At 33.3% G+C, this 24,331-nt stretch carries 20 protein-coding genes; 2 read left to right on the top strand and 18 right to left on the bottom strand.

All coding sequences use genetic code 11. The annotated features are described in order from the left end of the window. Positions 1–165: 165 nt before the first annotated feature. From HGC4_RS01175 to HGC4_RS01090, 18 genes are all read right to left on the bottom strand, one after another. The gene (locus HGC4_RS01175) at positions 166–1,026 is read right to left on the bottom strand and encodes a hypothetical protein (protein ID WP_050708281.1); all 861 of its coding nucleotides are present in this window, start codon (positions 1,024–1,026) and stop codon (positions 166–168) included. Further along, positions 1,023–2,291, bottom strand: coding sequence for a lipopolysaccharide biosynthesis protein (locus HGC4_RS01170; protein WP_157258060.1), 1,269 nt, complete (start codon positions 2,289–2,291; stop codon positions 1,023–1,025). Before HGC4_RS01170 ends, HGC4_RS01175 begins: the two co-directional genes overlap by 4 nt. Continuing rightward, positions 2,272–3,390: a sialidase family protein gene (locus tag HGC4_RS01165; protein WP_157258058.1), complete on the bottom strand. Its 1,119-nt coding sequence runs from the start codon at positions 3,388–3,390 to the stop codon at positions 2,272–2,274. The genes HGC4_RS01170 and HGC4_RS01165 overlap by 20 nt, the downstream gene beginning before the upstream one ends. Positions 3,391–3,484: 94 nt before the next feature. After that, positions 3,485–4,162, bottom strand: a complete 678-nt coding sequence (locus HGC4_RS01160) for an acylneuraminate cytidylyltransferase family protein (RefSeq protein WP_050708278.1) — start codon at positions 4,160–4,162, stop codon at positions 3,485–3,487. A 6-nt stretch (positions 4,163–4,168) separates the two neighbouring features. Then, positions 4,169–5,212, bottom strand: a complete 1,044-nt coding sequence (locus HGC4_RS01155) for a nucleotidyltransferase family protein (RefSeq protein ID WP_050708277.1) — start codon at positions 5,210–5,212, stop codon at positions 4,169–4,171. After that, positions 5,209–6,372 carry a UDP-N-acetylglucosamine 2-epimerase gene (neuC, locus tag HGC4_RS01150; protein WP_050708276.1) on the bottom strand — a complete coding sequence of 388 codons (1,164 nt, stop codon included), beginning with the start codon at positions 6,370–6,372 and terminating at the stop codon, positions 5,209–5,211. The genes HGC4_RS01155 and neuC overlap by 4 nt, the downstream gene beginning before the upstream one ends. An 8-nt stretch (positions 6,373–6,380) precedes the next feature. Beyond that, positions 6,381–7,388, bottom strand: a complete 1,008-nt coding sequence (gene neuB, locus HGC4_RS01145; protein WP_050708275.1) for an N-acetylneuraminate synthase — start codon at positions 7,386–7,388, stop codon at positions 6,381–6,383. Between the two features lies 1 nt (position 7,389). Then, positions 7,390–8,019 carry an acetyltransferase gene (locus HGC4_RS01140; protein ID WP_185099931.1) on the bottom strand — a complete coding sequence of 210 codons (630 nt, stop codon included), beginning with the start codon at positions 8,017–8,019 and terminating at the stop codon, positions 7,390–7,392. Positions 8,020–8,075: 56 nt separating this feature from the next. Beyond that, a complete protein-coding gene (locus HGC4_RS01135) occupies positions 8,076–9,062 on the bottom strand; it encodes a polysaccharide deacetylase family protein (protein WP_050708274.1) in 987 nt (328 codons plus the stop codon). Between the two features lie 4 nt (positions 9,063–9,066). Continuing rightward, a complete protein-coding gene (locus tag HGC4_RS01130; protein WP_050708273.1) occupies positions 9,067–10,104 on the bottom strand; it encodes a hypothetical protein in 1,038 nt (345 codons plus the stop codon). Next, the gene (locus HGC4_RS01125; protein ID WP_050708285.1) at positions 10,101–11,102 is read right to left on the bottom strand and encodes a 3-oxoacyl-ACP synthase III family protein; all 1,002 of its coding nucleotides are present in this window, start codon (positions 11,100–11,102) and stop codon (positions 10,101–10,103) included. The genes HGC4_RS01130 and HGC4_RS01125 overlap by 4 nt, the downstream gene beginning before the upstream one ends. Continuing rightward, positions 11,102–11,845, bottom strand: a complete 744-nt coding sequence (locus tag HGC4_RS01120) for an SDR family NAD(P)-dependent oxidoreductase (protein ID WP_050708272.1) — start codon at positions 11,843–11,845, stop codon at positions 11,102–11,104. Before HGC4_RS01120 ends, HGC4_RS01125 begins: the two co-directional genes overlap by 1 nt. A 7-nt stretch (positions 11,846–11,852) precedes the next feature. After that, a complete protein-coding gene (locus HGC4_RS01115; RefSeq protein ID WP_050708271.1) occupies positions 11,853–12,083 on the bottom strand; it encodes an acyl carrier protein in 231 nt (76 codons plus the stop codon). A gap of 13 nt (positions 12,084–12,096) precedes the next feature. Then, complete coding sequence (locus tag HGC4_RS01110) at positions 12,097–13,239, bottom strand: LegC family aminotransferase (RefSeq protein WP_050708270.1); 1,143 nt, start codon at positions 13,237–13,239, stop codon at positions 12,097–12,099. After that, entirely contained in the window at positions 13,232–14,209 is a 978-nt protein-coding gene (locus tag HGC4_RS01105) for an NAD-dependent 4,6-dehydratase LegB (RefSeq protein WP_050708269.1), read from the bottom strand. The genes HGC4_RS01110 and HGC4_RS01105 overlap by 8 nt, the downstream gene beginning before the upstream one ends. A gap of 6 nt (positions 14,210–14,215) precedes the next feature. After that, positions 14,216–15,301: a GNVR domain-containing protein gene (locus HGC4_RS01100; protein ID WP_082204029.1), complete on the bottom strand. Its 1,086-nt coding sequence runs from the start codon at positions 15,299–15,301 to the stop codon at positions 14,216–14,218. 2 nt (positions 15,302–15,303) lie between these two features. Beyond that, positions 15,304–17,715: an SLBB domain-containing protein gene (locus HGC4_RS01095; protein WP_050708284.1), complete on the bottom strand. Its 2,412-nt coding sequence runs from the start codon at positions 17,713–17,715 to the stop codon at positions 15,304–15,306. 46 nt (positions 17,716–17,761) lie between these two features. Beyond that, positions 17,762–19,081, bottom strand: coding sequence for a UDP-glucose dehydrogenase family protein (locus tag HGC4_RS01090; RefSeq protein WP_050708267.1), 1,320 nt, complete (start codon positions 19,079–19,081; stop codon positions 17,762–17,764). Positions 19,082–19,346: 265 nt separating this feature from the next. Here HGC4_RS01090 and HGC4_RS01085 point away from each other — a divergent pair, with 265 nt between their 5' ends. Both HGC4_RS01085 and HGC4_RS01080 read left to right on the top strand, forming a co-directional pair. Continuing rightward, positions 19,347–21,659, top strand: a complete 2,313-nt coding sequence (locus tag HGC4_RS01085) for a type IX secretion system anionic LPS delivery protein PorZ (protein ID WP_157258056.1) — start codon at positions 19,347–19,349, stop codon at positions 21,657–21,659. A 280-nt stretch (positions 21,660–21,939) separates the two neighbouring features. Continuing rightward, complete coding sequence (locus tag HGC4_RS01080; protein WP_050708265.1) at positions 21,940–24,219, top strand: translocation and assembly module lipoprotein TamL; 2,280 nt, start codon at positions 21,940–21,942, stop codon at positions 24,217–24,219. Positions 24,220–24,331 lie beyond the last annotated feature (112 nt).

Below are 24,331 nucleotides of genomic sequence, written 5' to 3'. Positions count from 1 at the left end.
CTAATACATCATTATATAAACGATTATAACCAGCAATAGATGTTTTATATATTCGAGCATTAGTTCCTATAGTTATTCGTTTATTTCTATTTTTGAACAGAAATAATTTTGTTTTTAAATACCAAACTAACCAAGAGAAAAAAGGAAAGCTTCTAATATAATTTATCATAATCTTTTTCTTTCAAACGCATCAATAAAACTATTTTCCGTACAATTATAAATTGTTATATTCTGGTCTTTAGCATAAGCGTTCAGTTTCCAGTAAGAGCTAAATGTTATGGATAGAATAGACAATACCTCATTAACTTTAAACGTCTCACCTTTAATTTTATTACTATAAAATGGAGTATAATTTATCTCCTTATCATAAAAGTGGGTATCTCTTATATACAAAATATTATCAGGCAAAACACTTAATTCACTCAGCCAAGAATGATCTGCTCCAAGAATTTCCACAATAGGATATCTCATTTGAATAGAAAGAAAAATGGCAGCAATAAGAACATTTTGAGCGACAGGCATCAATATATTCTTTTTATAAAAAAAGTGCTGTAAATATTTATGTCCATGAGGGGATGAGGCCGAATTATAATATTTTAAAGATATTCTTGAATTTTGCAGTATTATATTTTTGAAACGACTAGCTCGATGACTAATATAAGGGAGAAAAATTGTTAGATGCCAATCAACTTGTTCAATTAGGATTTGGCCCATTCGATCTATTTTTCTCAATACATCTTCAGATAAATCATTTTCCCAGAATGCAGAATCTGTCAATACTAAAAACTTAGGAGTTAACAAGCAAAAAGAAGGACTTAAAGGAAAGAAATTCACAACAGCAATATCCTTCTGCTTTAATAGATCCTCATATTTCGTTAGGGACTCTGTCAAAGAAGGCCCATTACCCAAAATAATAATTTCATTTGTTTCCGCAATGGGCATCTTAATTTTAAAAGAAAGATTTCTTTTAAAGAATTGACGTAATAGAGATAATAATAAAAAAAGGTTTCCTATAAATAACTTCATACTACTTTTCTAAGATTAAAATTAAGATAGCGATTTGAATAGATTATCACAAATAAACAAATAAGAAAATTACTAAAAAGTGATATATATGCTGTATATATCATCCCAAAACGTGTAAAAGCTAATGATAATAGTAAATGGAATACAGAGACTGAAATTGTTATAATCATTAATTTTTTAGTCTTCTTATAGAAGAATAAAAAATTCACAAATAAAAAATACAAACATTGGAAGAAACCCGCTGCCACTAGAGGAAATAAATAAGGAATGGAAGGATTATATTGAGGAAAAACAATAGGGATGAAGATATAGCTACACATAATAATAATTAATGCTATCGCAAGAAAAAACACACACATTAATTTAATTTGCTTCCTCAACTTACGTTTAACTTCTGCTTCATCTTTATTAACTTCAGACAAAATTTTAAAAAGATGAACAGAATTTGTAGCATTAAAAGCTGTTCCAATCATTAATATAATATTATATATATTAAATGCAAAGCTAAAATAACCAACTTCTGTTACTCCTAAATATAAATTGATTATATATCTATCAAGTCCTTGTCTAATCCAAGTAGATAAGCTGTGTGGAACAAGAGGGACTCCATATAATAAAGCCTCTTTCATTATTTTTTTTGTTGGCTCTAGCCTTGTTATATAACCTTCTTTAATTAATAGAGTGGCAGATATAATAAAGAAGCTTACTATAATTAGAAGTTGTGAATAAACCCTTCCTAGCCAGCCCATATCCAACTTAATCACAAAATACAGCGCAAATATGGCACTAAATACTGCAATTCCAAAGGTAAATACACCATAACTAATAGGCCTTTCTTCTAATCTCCAAATTTCTAATTTTAAAGTAATAAAAACCTGAAAAAAACATATAATTAAAGCGATAAGCTGATATTGAAATCCTATTCCAATAATCTTAGAAGAGATACTCGAAAAGCAAATAATCAGTACCCCAAAAAAGAATGACACTATGAATGAAACAACTAAAACACAACTTATAATACGTTTTAGAGTTTCTTCAGAAACTCTAAAATAGGAAATAGAAAAAAAACCATTTGTATTTAATGTGACTAGCAATGAGAATACAGTCGTTATAGTTGTAAACAAATTCAAATAACCATATTCCTCTGGAGAGAAATAATTAGCTAAAACAAAAAGGAGTAAAAAAGAAATCCCACTATTCAAAAATGAAAAAATAGAAAATAATGCTCCATTTCTAAATAGTTTATTATTTACCAATACCCTCATTATCATATACATTATTCTTTAAGTAATTTAAAAGTGGTGATATATCTTGTATCTCACATTCCGTCACCTTAGAATTACTTTCATAAATAACTAAAAGTCTATTCTTATAATATGTAAGAACAGAGTAGCCTGCCGAAAGATTTCTTGTAACCAAATAACGTGGTGTCCACATATAGATATCGGAAGAAGACCAAATACAAATATATTTTCTTGGGTTCTCAGCAGGATTAGAAAACAAGTATGTAGGGCTGTTTCCTGGAATTACCTCCAAGCTAGCCTGACAAGGACCAGGAACCTTAAATAAAGCATTTGAAGTATGATTTGTCCAAGTAATCGAAGGTCCTTTAACACCTTCTACAATTTCACTACTCTGATAAATATTTCGATGAGGCATACTTTCTGCTCGAGAATTCACAATCACAGAATTTCCATCTATTGAAGGTAAGATCGTACATTCATTATCTGTATAACTATACCCTAAATTAATGTAACTGAATTCCCAATCTCCTTTGGGTGTTTTAAATACAATTCCACTTCTATATGAATTATCCTCAAAAGCCACAAAGGCAGGAATAACAAGGGTTCCATTTTTCAATTGGATTCCGTTAGCCGGAGAAGAACCAAACACAATACAATTTTTAGGAAATTTTGCATTTAGTTCAAATTCGTGACTCCAAGTTAAGCCATTATCATCCGAATATTTATATAATGTGTTCGATTCTCCTTTACTTAATTGGTTTCCATATTTATTAGGATTTAGAACACTTAAAACAAAACAATATATTCGACCAACAGCTCCATGATAACCAAACCTATCAACAACAAAACTCGGATTCATTTTACGCCCATTCTTAATGTCATTTTGAAATAAAATCTCTTTATGATAAGACTTTCCCTTATTTGAACTAACAGCTAATAATATATCCATATCTCCTTTATCTTCAAACTGATTTCTTTTTTCACAAGCAGCTAAAATACTCCCATTATTAGCAATAATAACAGTTGGAATCCGACTATACTTTTTATTCGGCAAATCGTCTTCCTTAAATATTATATTTTTCGTTATTTGAGAGACGTTCTGAGAGTTAAAACTATTCATGTCTAGGAGAGTATCATATATAGAATCATCTACACTAGAACAGGAGAGAAATAGTACTAAAGGTATAAATAATAACTTAACAATTTTCATAATCTCATTGTTTCATAAGCAAATACTCAGCAATATCCCAATCATATTGGTTATCAATATCAATAGAATCCTCTATTGGCATTATATACTTAATTTTTTTGTCAAGAGCTTGTAATCCCTTTCTTTCTAAAGCATTTATATTTATTATATAAATTGCTCCATTATATTCATAAAAAGATTGCATATCTTGCCTCCTTCCTCCTCTTTTATTAAAAACAGGTTCGAGATATCCGAGTTCATCTTCAACACACAAAACACCTCCCACAGAAGATTCTTTAACAGATACAACCATGTCAACAGAATCTTTATATAAAGCAAGAGCTTCCCTAAGATGATTTATTTTTCGAAGTGGAGATGTAGGTTGTAATAAAACTATTAACTCATAACAAGCACCTATTGATCTATAGTAATTTATAGCATGAAGTAATACATCGTTGGTTGTTGCTGTATCAGTAGCAAGTATTTCTGGCCTTTTAAAAGGGACCTCAAGTCCATACCTTTCAACAATATCTATTATCTCATCCTCATCCGTAGATACACAAATGTCAATATCATGGACAAGCTCTCTAGCAACATCTATAGAATATAAAATTAATGGTTTTCCATTCATTAATTTTATATTCTTATGAGGAATACCTTTACTCCCACCTCTAGCAGGAATAATAACTAATATTTTTCTCATATCACTCTATAAATGTTTTATTAATTCTTGCGCTTTTTTATATTCTTCATGCTTTCCAATATCAATCCAATACCCAGTAAGGGGAAATCGAATAACTTTATGTCCTTTTCCAACTAATATATCAATAAGGTCTGTCGCATTAAAAAACTTGCCATTAGGAATCAAATCTAAAAATTCTTTCTTAAATAAATATATTCCTGCATTTGCATAATAATTAAGAATCGGTTTCTCTCGAATACCTTTAATCACACGTCCCTCTAAATCAAACACCCCATAAGGTATAGATATCGTATAAGGAACAGCAACAACAGACATATCTGCATCGTGTTCCATAAAATGAAGAAAAAATTCTTCATAATCTATATTAGTAAATAAATCAGAATTCATTACCAAGATATAATTATTAAAGAAATTCTCAACAAATTTTACAGACCCCATAGTTCCTAAAAAACATGGTTCTGATACACATTTTACAGTAACCCCATTTCTGTCATTTTTAAAATGAGCTATTAACTGTTCTTTTAAGTAATTTACAGTTACAAATACATTACTAACACCGTAATCAATCAATCGATCAATATTATGATCTATAATAGGTTTATTACCAACCATTAATAACGGTTTAGGTGTTTTCTCTGTAAGGGGCCTCAATCTCTCACCTTTTCCTCCAGCCATAAGGACTGCATCAACAGGTAAAATAGATTTTTTCTTTTTTAAATTATAAACTTCAAAAATTTCTCCTTTTTCGTTTAAAACAGGAACTAATGTAATACCTTTTTCTTTAAGATTTTTTATAAGAAAAACGTTACTCTCTCCTTTATTTATAGAATGAAATTCTCGATTAATAGCTCCTGAAACAGAGTCTTGAAGGGTAGCCCCCTCTATTAGCTTTCTCCTAATATCTCCATCCGTTAATGTACCCTGCATCACATTCTTATCATCAACAACAAACAAAGTCAAAGTATCGCTCGATAACTTATTCAGGGCAACCAAAGCTTCTAGAATTGTTACTTGATCTGAAATGACATAATTAGAATGGTTATTGATCATAGTTTGTCATCATAAAAAATTTTTCGAATTATATTATCTAGAGGATAGTTACTTAAAGTATTCAAAATATTTTGCGAAGTATGCTCTTTCATATAAGGATTTTTCTTCAACAATGCTTTTTCTTTCATCTTAGAAGATAGAAGTATAGTCATTCCCTTTCTTATATCGTCAATAGTAGTCCTACAATCAAGAACACTTGAAGCCGCAATACGTCCTTTTTGACGGTCTCCTATATTAAGGGTTGGTATACCAAAGCTAGGCACCTCAATAATTCCACTTGAAGAATTACCTATTACAGCATCCACATACTTTAAAGCTGAAAAATATCGAAGCCTACCCAATGAGGAATATACTGACGCGTAACCGTTGCTTTTCGATACAAATTGATTAATTAACTGCATAATAACTCTTCCATCTGTATCAGAATTAGGCATAGTAAATATTATCCTATATTTATCTATATACTCATTAAGAACGTATAATAAATTGTTAAATTGTTCTTCTGATGAACTATTACCTAAAGTTACTGGATGAAATGTAATTAATAATGATTTCTCTCCCAAATCAAAACCAATGCTATCTTCTAGATCTTTTTTGGATAAAAAAGGAGTACTTAGAATATTCTCCACCCCCAAAGCTCCAACATTAAATACTCTAGTAGGAGTCTCTCCTAATTGAATTACTCTTTCTCGATACTCTTCAGTAGACGTAAAGTGTAGATGGCTCATTTTTGTTATTGCGTGGCGAATAGCATCGTCATAGGCTCCTTCAGTGATTTCTCCTCCATGGAGATGGGCAACAGGTATTTTGTAAATTAAAGCGGCTGTAGCAGCTGCTAACATCTCATAACGATCTCCAAGTATAAGTATTAAATCAGGCATTAAATCTTCATAAGCATCAGCCAAACCGATACAAGCAAGCCCAATTGATTTAACAGTAGCACTCTCAGTATCAGAAGAGACCAACATCTGTACCTTTTTATTTATAATAAAGCCATCATTCTCTATTTCCTTATACGTAAGACCAAATTCAGGAGATAAATGCATATTAGTAGCAATAATTTGCAACTGCAGGTCATTACTATCTTCTATCAGAGACATTAAATGACTTAAGATACCATATTCAGCCCTTGTTCCTGTAACAACACAAATTTTTCTCATATTCGTGATTAAAAGGATATTAAATCGTCTTCCATAAAATCAGACACAGCAACTTTGCCTAGAACATTTTCCCATTCCATAGGAGAGATTCCTGTACCAGGTCTTTTTACAGTAATGTTTTCCTCTGTAAAAAGATCTCCTTTTTTAATATCTTTTGCCGCGACAATACTCTTTCTCGCAACAAACATATTTTTTTGCTCAGATGGTGATATTTTCTTCTCCTCAACACCCAAAGCTTTCTCAATATTTCGAATAGCTTTAACCATTTCTTTTAACTCGTGAGGTTCTAACGAAGCTTTATGGTCAGGTCCATCCATGTTTCGATCTAGTGTGAAATGCTTTTCAATTATGGTGGCACCCAAAGCTACTGCTGCAATAGGCACCTCTATGCCTAATGTGTGATCAGAGTATCCTATTCTGACATCTAATTCTCTGCCAATAAAATTCATAGCTTTCAAATTAACATCATCCATTGGTGTCGGATATTCCGTGTTGCAGTGTAAAACGGTTATGTTATCTTTAGAGACCCCGTTAGAAACAAAAGCATCAATAGCATTTCTTATATCATTCATATTCGACATTCCCGTTGATAGGATGATAGGATCACTTGTTTCTGCCATACGTTTTAAATAAGGGTAATTTGTTATTTCCCCTGAAGGAACTTTCCATAACCCCAATTTTAAACTAGCTAAAAAATCTAAACTATCCAAATCAAAAGCAGTAGAGAAAAAGTGTATGTTCTTCTGCTTGCAATAAGCTATCAGTTCATAATGATCTTCAGGGCTAAGCTCTAATTTTTGAAGCATCTCCTGCTGAGAGCTACCACTCTCTTTCATATTTTTATCCTGGTAATTGGCCTTTGGGGCATTTTTCGAAGCTAATTTCTTAGCATCGAATGTCTGAAATTTAATGTAATCAACTCCAGCAGCTGATGCTGCATCAATCAACTTCTTTGCTAACTCAATGGAGCCATTATGATTAACCCCCGCTTCTGCGATTATAATCGTTTTATTCATCTTATCTAAATTTTCGCATTGGATTTCCCGCATATATTCCTACATCAGATATATTCTTATTGACAAAAGTTCCTGCTCCAATGATAGTGTTATCAGCAATACAAACACCTTGCGCCAATACACTCTGACTACCTAAAAAAACGCCACTCCCAACCTTACAAGCACCATTTACCATTGAACCTGTAGATATGTGCGTATAATCTCCAATAATAGCATCATGCTCTATATTAGCATAGGTATTAATAATACATCCTTTACCAATGACAGCATCGGCATTTACCATCGCTTGATGCAATACAACTGTCCCTGCTTCAATTGATGAATATTTTGAAACATATGCAGAAGAAGCAACTAAAGTAGCTAAGCTTCCCCCGGCTGTTATTATTCTATCATGCAATTCCATACGTAATAAAACATTCTTGACCTGTCCTACAGTAACAATAAACTTAACTTCTTCCACATATTTAATAATATCATCATCTGTACCAATAATAGTGTAATCTAGAACTTTTTTACCAATATTATCCGCTGTATCCAAAATTCCTAATATTGCATAGCCATTACTCTCCGCAACATCAATTACAGATTTACAATGACCACCTCCGCCAACTAAAATAAGTTTTTTTATCATCAATTAAATATATTCTACTAACTTAACGAATTTGAGTATAGTTTATTGTATAGAACTTAACCTTCCCTAAACCACTCATTCGTGTTTGAATCTTTATTCTTAGGTAGATCATTTGTATCTAGACGAGGAAGCTTATACTTTATATCATCACTTAATTCACTAAGCGTCGCAACATCAACTTTTGTAGTAAAACCTAACTTACAGTTATATTTTTTCAGTAAAGATATTGTATCTTCATTATAGTTTCCATAAGGATAACCAATAGTCCAATTATCAATATCACCTCCAACTTTCTGAATAAATTTTATTGATTCTTGAATTTCTAATTCCTGCTTTTCTTTCGAAAGAGAACCAAGCCAATAATGGTCATACCCATGACTTCCAATATGCATACCAGAATTAACCATACATTCAATTTGGTCTTCACTCATATACAACTCTCTACTGAATGCCTCTTCATCAGAAGATACAAATTTAGAGAATAGCCTATCTGTAAATATCAGCCTCAATGATTCATCAAGCTCGACTTGTAGAAGCCTTTTTACGAAGATTACCTCTTTTGCATCAAATCTATTAGCTTGAGCTAATTTTTCAAAATAATAATCATAAGGCTCTAAATTATATTCGCTTTGATATTCATTTAGTAATAATTTAATATTATCTAATAACACCGATGTATTTTCAATAGATGCAAGGATGAAATGAATTTTATTCACATCCAAAACTCTATGCTGGGTTATTGCCTTAACTGGAGGGAAGAATGCCCCTTGAATGTTCTTTTTATGTAAAATCGGAAAAACATTAGTAAAATGATCAATATATGCATCATCAAATGTCAATAAAACGGCTTTAGAGGGGAGCTGTTCTTCTTTGTCAAAAGCAGCAATTATCTGCTCAACAGTTACAAAATTATAATGTTTATAAAGATACTCGACCTGCCCTCTAAACAACTCCGTATCAAGCCCTTTTATGGAGGGATAACGAGAATTTTTCAAATCTCGAACATAATGATACATTATGATTGTCAATTTTTGTTCTTTCATTGTCTCATTTTATAATATTAGGTCTATCCTGATCTGAATCCCCCTTGAATATAACATAATTATCATAGGGAGCTTTATAAGCAAATTCAATTTTTACATTTTTCTGAAGAAAAGGCTCAAAATAAGTTGGAATAATTACATTTTCATTATCAAAATCCAATGATGTAAATCCCATTTGCAAGAAAATATTTTCCGGAATTCCAGAATTTAAACAATCAATATACTCGGCATTTTCCAATTCGAGTAAAGACTGAAAATCATTATACAAGTTTGGCAAGGATTCTAAATTACCCAAGCAATCAACAATCCTTAAAATAGAAGCTCCATTTGATTCTATCTTTCTTATCACAATTAAGGCTTGAACCCCTAATACGTTTGATAATGTCCAAAACGAATAGTTATAAACGGGATGATTTAAATATCTACGAATTAGATATTCTATCGATTTTAAAGGTTTATATTTAGGCTCAATAAAAGATAACTCACTATCCTGTAAAGATACTTGTTTGATTTTCGATCCGTCTGAATCTAAAGCAGAATATGGTCTTTCTGAGGCAACGTTTTTAGCTACTTTATAAGAAGAAAGCCCATCCTTTAAAATATAATACTGATTAAGAGTTCCTAATTTTAACCTTGCAAGTTTATAAAATTGTTTTGCAACACCACTAATGCCAATAGCAGCAAAAGACATGAACCCTTCCTTATTGGTTAGTTCCTCCCAAAGAAAAAGCCCCAATAACTTAATTTCTTCGTTATTTACATCTTCTCGAATTTTCCAAATAGCACCCCAATAATCACCATTAATAGATAGAGATTCATCATATTGAGAAGTGGGGATATACCCCATTATACCCTCTATCTCTTTTGTTTCTTTATTTATAGCAATTAAAAAATTATAACTCTCATATTGATTATCCCAATGCTGAAATCTCATTAAAATTTCAGTATTGGACAAACAATGATCGGCTTTCCAATATTTATGTATAAATTCTTGCAATAATGAAAGCTCCTGTTTTTGACAATTTCTTATGGTATAAATCATTTGTCAACTTTTAAGACTGTTCCTCCCCAAGAGTAACCAACACCAAACCCAGCCAAAAGGACATTCCCGCTAAGTTTCCCTTCTTTTATCGCTTCTTTTATCGCAATTGGTATTGTTGACGAAACTGTGTTGCCCACCTCACTCATATAATAGAAAAATCTGTCAGGATCTATTTTAAGCTTTTTTCGAAGAAAATCGAGCATGTATCTATTTGCTTGATGAAAAACGCAAAGATCAATATCTTTTTTTGTTAGACTATTCTTCATCAAAGTTTGAGCTACCAAATTGGGTACTATGTCAAGAGTAAAATTAAATATTTCAGCTCCGTTCATATATAGAAAATCTGAAGACTGAGGATTACCATTATCATCAAAAACAATATCATTTGCTTTCTCTTTTTGACGAAAGCCTCCTGTTTTCACAATCAAATTTTCAGCACCCTTGCCATCTGTACCCAGATCAAAATTCATTATCTCGGCAAAACCTTCATTGGAAATAATAGTAGCCGAGGCAGCATCTCCAAAAATAGTCCTATTACCCTTATCTTTGGCATGAATATGTTTACTATATGTTTCCGCTGTTAGAAATAACACATTTTTGGCAATTTCGGCAGTCACTAATCCTTTGGCAACAGCCAATCCGTATATATAGCCCGAACATCCCAAATTAAAATCAAAAGCCCCTGACGAAGTCGGAACTCCCAATCGTTCTTGTAAAACACAAGCAGTAGTAGGCAGGAAATAATCCGGACTTTGTGTACACAGTATTACGAAATCAATGGATTCAGGTGAAATATTATACTCTGCAAAGAGGTTCTTTGCAGCTTTTTCAGCCATATCTCCAGATGTTTCGTCTTCCGCAACAACATGGCGATGATTAATCCCAACTTTACTTGCTATTTTACCAACCGTCCACTCAGGAAATTTTTCAATGAGTTCCTCATTTGAAACATTTTTTTCAGGTAGATAATATGAAATTGCTTTAATATATGCTTGTATCATAATAATGTATAACCTCCATCAATAACTAAGTTAGTACCTGTAACCCAAGATGATGCCTCCGACAATAAATAAACCACCGAATGAGCAACCTCTTCGGGCTTACCATATCGTTTCAGCGGATATTTTTTTGAATCCTCAACCAATTGCTCTTGTGTAATACCACTATTATCAAAAATACCTGTATCAATCATACCAGGGCAAACGGTATTAACTCTGATTTGTTTATTAGCCAAATCTAAAGCTATCCCCTTCACCATTCCGTTTATAGCACTTTTTGTTGCCGAATATGCACTTCCTCCAACAGAAGAACATAGAAGCCCAGCAATTGACGATACAAAAACAATAGAACTATTATTTCTTAATATCTTTTTCTTAAGAAGTTCTTTTGTTAAGAAAACAGGAGAAAAATAATTAATATCAAAGATAGTATCCAATCTCTCTTTTGTTATAAATTGAAATGGAACAGGATCTGTAATTCCTGCCGAATGGACAACCCCATCTATATGAGACAAATGAATTAGAAGAGTATTCCGATCATCCAAATTAGACAAATCTGCAACATATAACTCCCCTTCATTATCAAGCATCAATAAAGTTTCTTCTAAACGTTCTTTGTTGCGAGCTGTAAGAATAACTCTAGCCCCCATCTTTGAACATTCAATAGCAATTGCTCTACCTATTCCGGATGATGCTCCTGTCACCAAAATAGTTTTACCTTCTAATGAAAAAGGATTATACATAGCTAATTTATTTTTTTGATTTAATTAACTCGAACAAGCCATTAATCGTTTTAACCTGACTAATTTCATCTCCTTTAATTCTTACTCCAAATTCTTCATCAGCCAAGCCAATAACACTGAGAGCCATTAAAGAACTCCATTCATCGATCTCTTGAAATAAAGTATCTTTAGTAAAAACTGATGTATCAGTATCTTCAAACTGCTCTGCAAAAAGAGCAATAAATTGATTTAATTCCATAATTATCTTTTTTTTAAAATCTTACACTACTTGGTATATTTACCACTCTTTCTTCAAACCAAATGGTATTCGTCAGGCCATCTGTTTGGCAATCTTTAAACATATCTAACTTGCTCATCAAAGCCCAGATTGGACGAGTCATAATAGCATTATCATTAGTATATTCTAAAAATTGATTCTGGCTAACTCTATCTTTCAACAAAACAGCATTTAGCCAATAATTTGATTTGGACTCACAAGGTTCTTCAAAATAAGTAATATCAGTGTTATTTTTGAAATATTCTTTATATTTCTGAGCAGTTTCATATTTATTCGCCAATATCATATCCAAATTTTCCATTTGGGCACAGCCTAAGGCCGCATTGATATTAGGCATTCTATAATTATATCCTATATCATCATGTACAAATTCCCACCTATGAGGTACTTTTGCCTGAGTTGACAAATGTTTTGCATAGTTACCTAAAGCTTCATCTTGAAACAAAAGCATTCCACCTCCACCGGTAGTTATTGTTTTATTTCCATTGAAGCTTAATACACCAACTCTTCCAAAAGTACCAGTGTGCTGCCCTTTATAAAAGCTACCCAAACTTTCAGCTGCGTCTTCAACTAGTTCAATATGGTATTCTTTACAAATCTCAACCAATTGCTCTATTTTAACAGGATGACCAAATGTATGCATAGGTACACAAGCCTTTATTCGACGTTCTGTTTTTTTATTAAAGCAACTACCTGAGCGTATTTCTGCATTTTCAGAGAGCCAAGCTTTAACGCTCTCGGGCGAAAGTCCCATAGTCTCTCTATCAACATCCAAAAAAACAGGATGGGCAGAAATATAACTTATAGCGTTAGCAGTAGCAATAAAAGTCAATGCCTGAGTCAAAATCTCATCATCACGCTCTACTCCTACCAATTTAAGAGCCAAAAATAACGCATTAGTCCCATTTACGCATACCACAGCCTTATTAGACTTAGTATAGTCCTGCATCATCTCCTCAAAGCGATCAACAAATTTACCTACACTCGACACAAATGTAGAATCAATGCACTCTTCTAAATATTTTTTTTCATTTCCATGAAGATAAGGAGCATGAAGAGGAACAAAGTCATTCGTGTTATAAATACTCCTTATAAATTTTACGAAATCGTTATACATTGTAAATATTTGCTTTATATCTTTTCAAATTCTCAGGTTTAGTAAACCATTCAATAGTTTCTTTTAGACCTGCTTCAATATCATATTTAGGAGAAAAGCCTGTTAAGGCCATAATCTTCGTATTATCACCCCATAATCTAAAAACTTCAGATTTCTGAGGGCGCAACCGTTGCTCATCTTCAACAAATTTTACATCAGATTTCATTATTTTAGCAATTAACTCTAATGTATCTCTCATAGAAATTTCATAATTACTTGCAATATTAACTTCTTGTCCTATTGCCTTATCACATTTAGAAAGCTCAATAAAACCTCTACATGTATCTCTTACAAAATTAAAATCTCGAGTAGGAGATAAGTCTCCTAGTTTTATCTCTTTCAGACCATTTGCGATTTGAGCAATGATAGTTGGAATGATTGCTCTTGCAGATTGGCGTGGACCATAAGTATTAAAAGGCCTTACAATAACCACAGGAAGTTCAAAGGCATTGTAGAAACTCATAGCCATAGCATCTGCACCAATCTTAGTTGCAGAATAAGGAGACTGAGGCTGTTTAGGATGCTTTTCATCTATCGGTACATATTGAGCAGTTCCATAAACTTCAGATGTAGATGTAACCAAAATTCTTTTTACGTTATTTTCCTTTGCTGCTTGACATATATTTAGTGTGCCTTTTACATTTGTATCCACATAACTATCAGGTGCAACATACGAATAAGGTATAGCAATAAGGGCTGCCAAATGATAAACTACATCAATATCCTTAGTTATATGCTTACAAAAATGTGGATCTCTAATATCTCCACTAATAACTGTTAAGTTCGGATGTTGAATCCCTTCAAGCCATCCCCAATAATTGAAAGAATTATAACAAGATAATGCTGTCACATTATATCCTTCTTCAAGTAACATCTCCGTTAGATGCGATCCTATAAAACCATCGGCTCCTGTCACTAGTACTTTTTGCATAGTATATTAATTATAATTATTACTCATTTCAGTCCAGATTTCTTTTCCTAAAATAAAACCAGAAGATAAGATTATTCCTAAGATAATAAATCCGACTACAATTAATTTCTTATTTGGTCTTACAGGTACCAAAGGAACAATTGCAGGCTGGATAATAGTGTATACAGGTGTTGTATCTTGTACTTTAACTTTAGCCAATTGTAATTGCTGCGCCATCTGATTGTATACACTATAAGTTAAAGCCACTTCATTTTGTAATTTTTCTTGATTTACTCTATAACTAGCTAAAATAATATTCTGATTTTCATCCAAATATTTCGCGTATTTTTGCTGAGCCTCTGAATAATCTTTCTTAGCCTCTATGTAAAGTTTTTCAGTAAAAGATAAATCCTGCCTCGCTTTTTGAGTTCTATAACTTATTATATAGGATTGTAAATAAGTAGTTAACGTATCAGCAAGACTAGCTGATATTTCAGGACTCTGCATTGTAGATGACAAATAAATAACCCCAGTCTTCTTATCAACTATTATTATAATCCTACTCTTTAGATTATTAAAGATGTTAGTCTGCTCACGGGTCAAGGCAAAAGAGTTAATCTTTGTTGGGGTATTATTTGAGCCTTCACTTGAAAATAATCCGATTATACTTCCAGGAAGATTCAAAATTTTAGACCACCAAACTCCTCTTTGTTTCTCCTTCATATAATAATATAAAGTAGAATCTACTTCTCTATTAAGGTCTTTTACTCTCACGTTAAAAAGTCCTAAAATAAAAGGTGTTGATTCAGCTATAGACGGATATAATTCTGGAGACATTTGACCTTCATTCACAGCTCCACCTCCTAAGTTAAAACCAGCCATTACAGCTAGTGCTCCAACACTTCCTGCGCTTGTTGAAGAACTAGTTTCTGGAGCGAAAACTACAGTTGTTACATATTCTTTAGGAATACTAAATGCAACCATAACACCCACAACTAATCCAACAATAGAGCTTTTTAAAATAAACTTTCGTTTTACCCAAAGTTTTTTCCCTAAATCTATCAAATCAATCTCTTTTTCTTGATTTGATACTTTTTCTATATTAGTCTCCATGCTTATTTCATTGTGTTAATTAGTACTCCAATAAGACTAGCCATAGAGACAACACTTGTACTCAAACTAAGAATTTCTGGCAATGATAATTTTCGTGCTTGTTCCTTACTAGGAATTATTATTTCACTACCTGGCTGAATAGCATTCCTATCTCCCCCTTTGACCTTACTAACTGTACCATTCATGTAAATGACGAATGACCTATTCTTTTTAGCATTATCAGAGTATCCTCCAGCTTGATTTATATAATGAGCTAATTTTTCTCCTTGTTTAAAAACAACTGTATTAGGATACATTACTGCGCCATTTATTTTAACGGTATTGTCATATTCAGGGATAATTAATCTATCACCAGCTCTTAAAACCAAATCATAATCCGACCCAGGATTCAATAATGCTTTATCAAGCTCTATTCCGACACTATATGCATCTGCTAAATCTAATGTTCTTACAGAAATAGAATCTTTACCTCCCTGATTTGCGACTTTTAGAGCAGCTTGCGATCTAAATATTTCCTCTTCCGAACGCATTCGAAGAAGTCTAGCTCCTTTTGCATAAGCATCAGCTGTAAGATTACCAGCTCTTTTTACTATGTCTGAAATTCTTTCTGTTTTCCGATTCAGAGCATATGCACCGGGAAATAATAATTCTCCATTTACAAAGACATTCTGTTGCTCATGATATCCAGGGCTCCGTCGTACATACACTTCATCGTAAGGTTTTAATACAAACCCTGGATCTCCATTTACAATATATCCATCTTTTAAGCTAAATGTATAATTTTCAGCTAATGTTCTGTTTATAGTTTGACTATGGGGATCAATAATTCTTCGAGCAATATCAACGCGAACAATAGATGCTGACTCCAAGAGTCCGCCAGCCTGGATTATTAAATCCTCTAAAGTTGTATTATCCGAGTATTTATAAGTACCTGGACGTGCTACTTCTCCATGTACCATAAAATCACCAAATTCTTTTAAATCATTGATGGATGGAATATAGAGAATATCATTTTTTCTCAATACAATATCATTTCCATTTCCATACAATAATTCACGAATATCAACAGGCAATGTTTCTAAAGTATAATCATCCCTTTCTCGAGTCAAAATAGCTCTATTAAGAAAAGCATCTCCTCGAAGTCCATCTGCTGCTGCTATAAGTTGTTTTACTGTAGTTATATTTTTGCCTATCTCATAATATCCTGTTCTGTAGATAGCTCCTTTTATTTCCACTCTATTTTCATAAAGATCGAGTCCAGAACCAATTGTGACAGCATCTTTGTCGCCTAAGATAAAATCTTGGTATTCATCCTCAGTTAATGTGAATATTTTATTCTCTCCTCCAGTTTCACGGACAACCCTAATACTTTTAGTATAAGCATCACCTGTAAAGCCTCCTGCATAAGCAAGTAAGTCCTTTAGTGTTTCTTTTGAAGACATTTCATAGAACATTGGACGTTTAACTTTTCCCGAAATATTTACAAGAGATATGTAAGTTGGAACAATAATAACATCCCCATCAGTCATTCGGATATCATCATTCATCTTACCTTCTAATATATATTTGTAAACATCTAAAACTCGAAGAAGCTTTCCGTTTCTATAAAGTTTGATTGCACGTAGAGATCCGATTTTATTTACACCACCTGCTCTGTATAAAGCATGAAATACAGATGATAAAGAAGAAAGTGCATACGTTCCGGGAGCAACCACTTCTCCCATTACATTTATCTGTATAGTTCTTATTTGACCTAATGTTAGCTTTATTTGTGTAGATCCTCCGCCATTATCTAAACCAGAGTAAATATCTCCAAATTTTCGTTGTACATAATCATTTGCTTCCTTAACACTCATTCCATTCAGAAATATTGGCCCCAAACGATCAACTGTAATACTTCCTTCTGCTGAAATAACTTGTCTAACCGAAGTCTGAGAAGCACCCCATATATCTATAACAACCTCATCACCCGGACCTAATCGATAGTCAATAGGAGTAGGAATATTGACATTTGGGCTAAACGTCAAGTTCTTTGCATTGAATATATTTTTACCGAAAATAACGATTGTATCTGAATCTTCAACTACAACAGGACTGATATTACTATTTACCTGATCTAAATCGCCGGCATTCAATTCATCATCTACACTCTCTTTTCTATCTCTTCTCAGCTCAGTACTACTCTTAGTACTAGTAGTTCCTGAGGTTTGCTTTTGTTCCTGTTGTTGTTTTATTCTCTCCAATTGAGCTTTTGTGACGCCTTGTTTCATCAAGTTTGTCGCAATAATTTGTTGTGAAGTACCCTTGTCGACCTCTTGCTTCACATAATTAATTATTTGATCATCTGACATTTGAGCAAACATCATATTGCTAGAGAGTAAAAAAAGGAATAAACAAAAAATAATCTTCTTCATGCGGTTCATGTACACTTTTAAATAGCTTATATGATTGTAATTAATTCTATTTTGATCCAATGCTTATATATTCAAACCCAATCTCACGTAAATCATTTCCATTATAAATATTACGTCCATCAATAACTAACGGTTTTTTTACCAGTTTTTTTATAGCTGACCAAGAAGGCAATCTAAATTCATTCCATTCCGTAACCAAAAGAATTGCATCAGTATCTAACGTTGCATCGTAAATATCTTTTGCATATTCTATTTTATTTCCAATATGTTTTTTTGCTTCATCTATAGCTATTGGGTCATATGCTTTTATCTTAACGCCAACCTCCAATAGTTTTTCTATTAAAACTAAAGATGGGGCCTCACGCAAATCATCTGTTTTAGGCTTAAAAGAGAGCCCCCAAAGAGCCACCGTTTTTCCTTTCAAGTCACCATTATAATAATCGTTCAGTTTTTTAAATAGAACTGTTTTTTGATACTCATTAACAGCATCTACAGCCTTCAAAACTTGCATCGTATAGCCGCTGTCTTCTGCTGTTTTCACTAAAGCTTTTACATCTTTAGGGAAACAGCTACCGCCATAACCACAACCTGAATACAAAAACTTCTTACCTATACGATTATCCGAACCAATGCCGGCTCTCACCATATTGACATCTGCTCCAACTATTTCGCACAAATTAGCTATATCATTCATAAAGCTAATCCGTGTAGCCAACATTGCATTAGCGGCGTATTTAATCATCTCTGCAGATGAGATATCTGTATAAATCATCCTATAATTGTTTATAGTAAATGGTTTATATAAACGATCCATTACTTCTTTGGCTCGATCTGAGTCTACACCAACAACAACACGATCGGGGTGCATAAAATCGGTGATGGCTGTTCCCTCCTTCAAGAATTCGGGATTAGAAGCAACATCAAATATAAGATCAGTAAGACCTCTTTTATCCAATTCTTTTTGAATTGTTTCTTTTACAAGTTTAGCTGTACCAACAGGAACAGTGCTTTTTGTAACTACAAGTACATATTTTGTCAAATAACGACCTATAGTTCGAGCAACTTCCAATACATATTTTAAATCTGCACTGCCATCCTCATCCGAGGGTGTGCCGACTGCACTAAAAACAATATCAACATCATTAAGTATAGCACTCAAATCTGTTGAAAATTGCAAACGTCCTGCTTGATAATTGCGAATAACCATATCCTCCAAGCCCGGTTCGTAAATTGGAATAATTCCTTTTTTCAGGTTTTCTATTTTATTGGAATCCGTATCGACACAACGAACGTGCATACCCATTTCCGAAAAACAAGTACCCGTTACTAAACCAACATATCCGGTTCCAACAATTGCAATCTCCATAAATCAATATAAGCCCTATTTCGAAATAGCAGCAAACAAAAGTATAATAATAATACTTAAGAAAGAAAACAAAATTTTAATAAACCATATCAGATATGATATTTAACGGAATATATAAACTCTGATCCTTATCTAATAAAGTATTATTTTATCTTTGTCAATTATTCATAATTTAGATCAATAACCTTCAACAATATACAAGGTCATGGTTAATAAACGGAGTTACTCGTTTTTTATTATTTTTTGTTTGTCTTTTATTGCAGTAGTGGCACAAAAGACAGACCAGTGGGCTTCTCAGATATCTTACTCTGCTGATATAAAAGAGCTAGAAAAAAATGGAAATACTATCTATGCAGTAACTGATGGAAAGCTTTTTAGCTACAATCATTCGGATGGAAGCTTGAATGAATACATCAAAAAAGAAGGGGGAAATACTGATATTAAACACATAGTATACAGTAGCAAACATAAATGCCTACTTATCACTCGTGCTGATGCTAACATAGAACTTTGGTTTGAAGATAAATCTCACATCAACATTTCTGATTTGAAGAACTCAACTCAGAATCTGGAGAAAACGATCAACAAAGTATTTATTTATGAAGATTTTGCATATTTAGCAACCGATTTTGGCTTTCTAATAATTAATCTGACAGACAAAGAGGTCAAGGAATCAGGAATATTCAACATCCCTTTTTATTCTATACTCGTTTATGACAAAAAGCTATATGCAGCTACACAAAAAGGGATTTTATACATAGACATTACCGACAATGCCCAGGATATTGCTTCTTGGAAAAATCTTGAGGTGAGTACACACAATACTGATCCTAATAATACATTTGAAGATAACGAGATTCGAGATATCCTCGTATTCAAAAACCAGCTCCATTTTCTTGTTCCTCAAAAAGCAATTTACAGAATGGATAGCCCCACATCTCTAAAAACGGTATTAGCCAGAAAAGATTTACAGTCCATACAGCATTCTCAGAACGATCATATGATTGTAATGGCTGACAATGCATTTTGGGATTACGAGGATTTAGATAAAAATACAAAAATAGATATCGATAAACTTACTAGTGTAATTCCAAATGGCAATACTACTAGCGAATATTGGCTAGGATCATCCGGAAACAACTTATCACTAATTAAAGCTAATGGTAATAGCCCTGAATATGTGAAACGATGGATTGCCCCTCGGGGACCTGTATCTAACTATCCATTCTCACTCACCTTCCAAAACAAGCAATTAATAGTTTCCGGTGGAGGCTACTTTCTAAACGGAGTAGATAAGTCTGTAAGGATGAATAAGCCTGCAAGTATATCCATCTACAAAGATTCTAGATGGACAAATATTTACCCAAGTGATATAAGCAATGCAAGTGGTATTAATGCACAAGATTTAGTATATGCAGTGAGCGACCCCACCAATCAGAATCGCATATTCGCTAGTAGCTGGGGCGAAGGCTTGTATGAATTCGAAGGAGCTAAATTTCAGAACATATACAACGAATCGAATAGTACCATAGAGCCCATTATTTTAGAAGACTACAAAACAACACGTGTTAGTGGAATGGTTTTCGACAAAAACAGTAATTTATGGTTACTAAATTCGAGAGTCAAAAACATAATTAAAGTACGTTTAAAGAGTGGAGAATGGACACAAGTTCATTATTCTGATATTGCAAACGCAGCTACTAATCCTAGAAACATTGTAATTGATAGATATTCTAACAAATGGGTCACCTCTTTTGGAGGAGACAACTATCTCTTTATATTTAATGATAACGGAACTATTAACAACACCTCCGATGATAAATATATATACTTAAGTACCGATGGAGATAAAAACTACTTCATGGATCAAGATAGAAAGAGACTCAATATATCTGACATAAATACAATTGCTGAAGATATTAACGGACATTTCTGGCTGGGAACAGACATTGGTCCATTTCAAGTATATACTTCAAGTAATATCTTTACCAAAGAAATTATTTTTAATAAGATAAAAGTAGAGAGCGGAAGTGGATCAAATTCGGTAACTGGCTTACTAGAGAATGTAGCCATCAGCGCAATTGCCATAGATGGAGCTAACCGAAAATGGATAGCAACCCAAACATCGGGTGTTTATCTTATAAGTTCCGATAATAAAGAAACCCTTGAACATTTTACTTTAGAAGATAGCCCCCTACCCTCCAATAACGTAATGTCTTTAGCTATCGACCCCAATAATGGAACTGTATATTTTGGAACAGAAAGAGGTATTATGGCATATAAAGGTTTAGCCACAACGGGAGCAGACAGCTTCTCTGATGTATACGCTTATCCTAATCCTATACGCCCGGGCTATGAAGGATCGGTTACTATAACAGGACTACAATCTAATTCGAGAATAAAAATTACCGACTTGAAAGGAAATCTCATAAATGAAGGTAGATCTCTTGGAGGACAATATTCATGGAATTTACAAAATGCAAGAGGCAGACGTGTAGATACTGGGGTATATTTAGTATTTGGTTCTTCGGAGGATGGATCGGAAGGAGTGGTAACAAAAATAATGGTCGTTAATTAATTCATTTAGTCTATTTTACTCCAGTACAATTAGAATTTAAATCAAATTAATACGAATACTCGAAAACATAGAGATTCTTTTATCCGTTATAGTGAGATAAAAGAATCTTTTTTTAATTAAATAGTTCAATTTGTTACTTTTGTAAATAGTAACAGAGAATAACACATATTTTCATTTGAGTTTTCTAAAATACTCTTGGATTATAGAACTCTGGTAAATTTTATATAAGATGTGCTTATAAAAATAAATAAACAGGTGTGGAACCGCAATTTGAGTACGAATGAAAAAAACAATATATTGTCTACTGATCCTTTTTTCTATATGGTCATGTAATTCTACAAAACACGTTCCCGAAGGGAGCTATCTGCTAAAGGGATATAATATCGATGCAGATTCAAAAGCAATTGATGGCGCTTATTTCGAAAGCTTTATCCGTCAGCAACCCAATAATAAAATAAGGTTAGCTATTTATAACATAGCGGGTCAGGATACAAGTAAATGGCTCAATCGCATTATAAAAAAGATGGGACAAGCACCCGTTTTATACAACCCTCAACAGACTAAAACTTCGGCAAATCAAGTAGCTAAAGAGTTGAGTAATCTGGGATACTTGAGAGCAGAGGTTGATACTCTTCTCAAAGTACAAAAGAAAAAAGTCACAGTTACTTATGATATACATAACAACGGAGTATACAAAATACGCAGCTACGATTACACCCTTGCTAATCCTACTATTGCAAAAAGTCTTGCTCCCGCAAAAAAATATACAAGCATACAACCAGGAATTACATTTAACCAGATTGACCTCGAAGACTCTAGAGTAAACCTAACATCCTATCTAAGAAATATAGGATATTATAAATTCTCAAAAGAATTACTTTATTACAAGGCTGATACCACTCTAAATGCACATCAGGTAGACCTTTTCTTGTCGCTTTATCCACCTAGAGACAGCACTTCATTTAAAAAGTTTAAAATAAGGAACGTTAGTATATTAAGCGGATTCGATCCGATGGCAAGAGGAAATGAAAAGCTATTCTCAGAAGTTGACACAGTCAATTATAAAGGAATAAATGTGATTTATGGAAAAAATAGATTCTTAAGAAAATCGACTCTTTACAGGAATAATGCTATACGTCCCGGAAAATATTATTCCGATATGGCATTTACACGTACTACCGGAGCTTTTAATGGCATTGGAGTCGTTAAACAAACCAACATACAGTTTACCGAAGTTAGCCACCCAAACGACAGTGTACAGTATATAGACGCACTTATAACTATTGCACCCGGAAATACTCACTTCTTTCAAACAGAAATACAGGGAACAAACTCGGCAGGAGATTTAGGTATTGCACCAAGTATTACCTATCAACACCAAAATTTATTTAATGGAGCCGAGATTTTAAGGTTGAAACTAAGAGGAGCTTATGAGTTTATTTCTAATTCGAGCAACCCTGAAATGGCAAACCAAAACTTTTTTGAGATTGGAGCCGATGCTTCTCTAGCCTTTCCTCAATTTTTATTCCCTTGGTTAAAACCAAAGTGGAGAGAACAACCCTCTGCCAGTACACAGGTCTCTTTAGGTATTAATAACCAACATCGCCAAGAGTACACCCGACAGTTCTTTAATGCAACACTTACTTATAGATGGACATCCAATCAAAATAAATTTGCTCATAGCGTAAACCTTTGGGATATAAATTATATACGCATGCCTTGGATATCTAACGATTTTAAAGAACGGTTAGCTAACAGTAATCCCATTTTAAAAGAAAGTTACAAAGATCAATTGATTTCGCGTACAACATATAACATCACATATACTAATGCTAATAGTAGAGTAGGCAGAAGAGTTCCCAAAAATATATTCAGCATAAGAGCGGGAATAGATGTCAGTGGTCTTTTACCTCGTTTGGTAACAGCATTTTATGATGCACCAAGAGACAGTTTAGGAGCTAAAAAAATATTAGGAATCCGTTTTGCCGAGTACATAAAAGGAGACTTAAGCTTTGCGCAAACACATACACTAAATACCAAAAATAGAATCGCATACCATATAGGAATAGGTGTTGCCTCTCCCTTTGGTAATTCAGCAGTACTACCTTTCGAAACAAGATATTTTGCAGGGGGAGCAAATAGTGTCAGAGGATGGGCTACCCGTGACCTTGGTCCAGGATCTTATGTTGCAGACAGCTCCGGAGTAAACGATTTCGTAAATCAAGTTGGGGATATCAAACTCGATATGAATATTGAATACCGAAGCAAAGTATCAGAATATATTGAACTTGCAGGATTTATTGATGCAGGTAATATCTGGACAATGAAGAACTATAAAGAATCTCAGCCTAACGGACAATTCAGATTCAACAAATTCTATAAAGAGATAGCGTTATCTTATGGTGCCGGTGTTCGTTTCGACTTAGGATTCTTACTTCTCCGTTTTGACTATGGTATCAGAGCCTACGACCCCGGACGAGCAGTAAACGATCGCTGGGTTATTTTCAAGCCCGCTCTCAACAGAACAGCATGGCACTTTGCAATTGGATATCCATTCTAAGAAAATTCAAAACAAAGTATAAAATAAAAAATTCTATAAGTCCCCAAATTGATTAAATTGGGGACTTTTTTATTGATAAATGTCATTCTTCAATAAAAAAACAGACTCTTTG

The sequence above is a fragment of the Dysgonomonas sp. HGC4 genome, assembly GCF_001261715.1.
Classification (GTDB): domain Bacteria; phylum Bacteroidota; class Bacteroidia; order Bacteroidales; family Dysgonomonadaceae; genus Dysgonomonas_A.
Note: the sequence above shows the minus strand (reverse complement) of the source record. Positions and strands in the feature narration are given on the sequence as shown.

Bases quoted from the DNA above. Each gene is read 5' to 3' on its own strand.
- neuB (WP_050708275.1), bottom strand. From the start codon at position 7,388: ATGAATAAAACGATTATAATCGCAGAAGCGGGGGTTAATCATAATGGC.
- HGC4_RS01120 (WP_050708272.1), bottom strand. From the start codon at position 11,845: ATGTATAATCCTTTTTCATTAGAAGGTAAAACTATTTTGGTGACAGGA.
- HGC4_RS01080 (WP_050708265.1), top strand. From the start codon at position 21,940: ATGAAAAAAACAATATATTGTCTACTGATCCTTTTTTCTATATGGTCA.
- HGC4_RS01110 (WP_050708270.1), bottom strand. From the start codon at position 13,239: ATGTATAACGATTTCGTAAAATTTATAAGGAGTATTTATAACACGAAT.
- HGC4_RS01095 (WP_050708284.1), bottom strand. From the start codon at position 17,715: ATGAAGAAGATTATTTTTTGTTTATTCCTTTTTTTACTCTCTAGCAAT.
- HGC4_RS01115 (WP_050708271.1), bottom strand. From the start codon at position 12,083: ATGGAATTAAATCAATTTATTGCTCTTTTTGCAGAGCAGTTTGAAGAT.
- HGC4_RS01155 (WP_050708277.1), bottom strand. From the start codon at position 5,212: ATGATCAATAACCATTCTAATTATGTCATTTCAGATCAAGTAACAATT.
- HGC4_RS01170 (WP_157258060.1), bottom strand. From the start codon at position 2,291: ATGAGGGTATTGGTAAATAATAAACTATTTAGAAATGGAGCATTATTT.
- HGC4_RS01140 (WP_185099931.1), bottom strand. From the start codon at position 8,019: ATGATAAAAAAACTTATTTTAGTTGGCGGAGGTGGTCATTGTAAATCT.
- HGC4_RS01100 (WP_082204029.1), bottom strand. From the start codon at position 15,301: ATGGAGACTAATATAGAAAAAGTATCAAATCAAGAAAAAGAGATTGAT.
- neuC (WP_050708276.1), bottom strand. From the start codon at position 6,372: ATGAGAAAAATTTGTGTTGTTACAGGAACAAGGGCTGAATATGGTATC.
- HGC4_RS01135 (WP_050708274.1), bottom strand. From the start codon at position 9,062: ATGAAAGAACAAAAATTGACAATCATAATGTATCATTATGTTCGAGAT.
- HGC4_RS01130 (WP_050708273.1), bottom strand. From the start codon at position 10,104: ATGATTTATACCATAAGAAATTGTCAAAAACAGGAGCTTTCATTATTG.
- HGC4_RS01105 (WP_050708269.1), bottom strand. From the start codon at position 14,209: ATGCAAAAAGTACTAGTGACAGGAGCCGATGGTTTTATAGGATCGCAT.
- HGC4_RS01165 (WP_157258058.1), bottom strand. From the start codon at position 3,390: ATGAATAGTTTTAACTCTCAGAACGTCTCTCAAATAACGAAAAATATA.
- HGC4_RS01160 (WP_050708278.1), bottom strand. From the start codon at position 4,162: ATGAGAAAAATATTAGTTATTATTCCTGCTAGAGGTGGGAGTAAAGGT.
- HGC4_RS01175 (WP_050708281.1), bottom strand. From the start codon at position 1,026: ATGAAGTTATTTATAGGAAACCTTTTTTTATTATTATCTCTATTACGT.
- HGC4_RS01090 (WP_050708267.1), bottom strand. From the start codon at position 19,081: ATGGAGATTGCAATTGTTGGAACCGGATATGTTGGTTTAGTAACGGGT.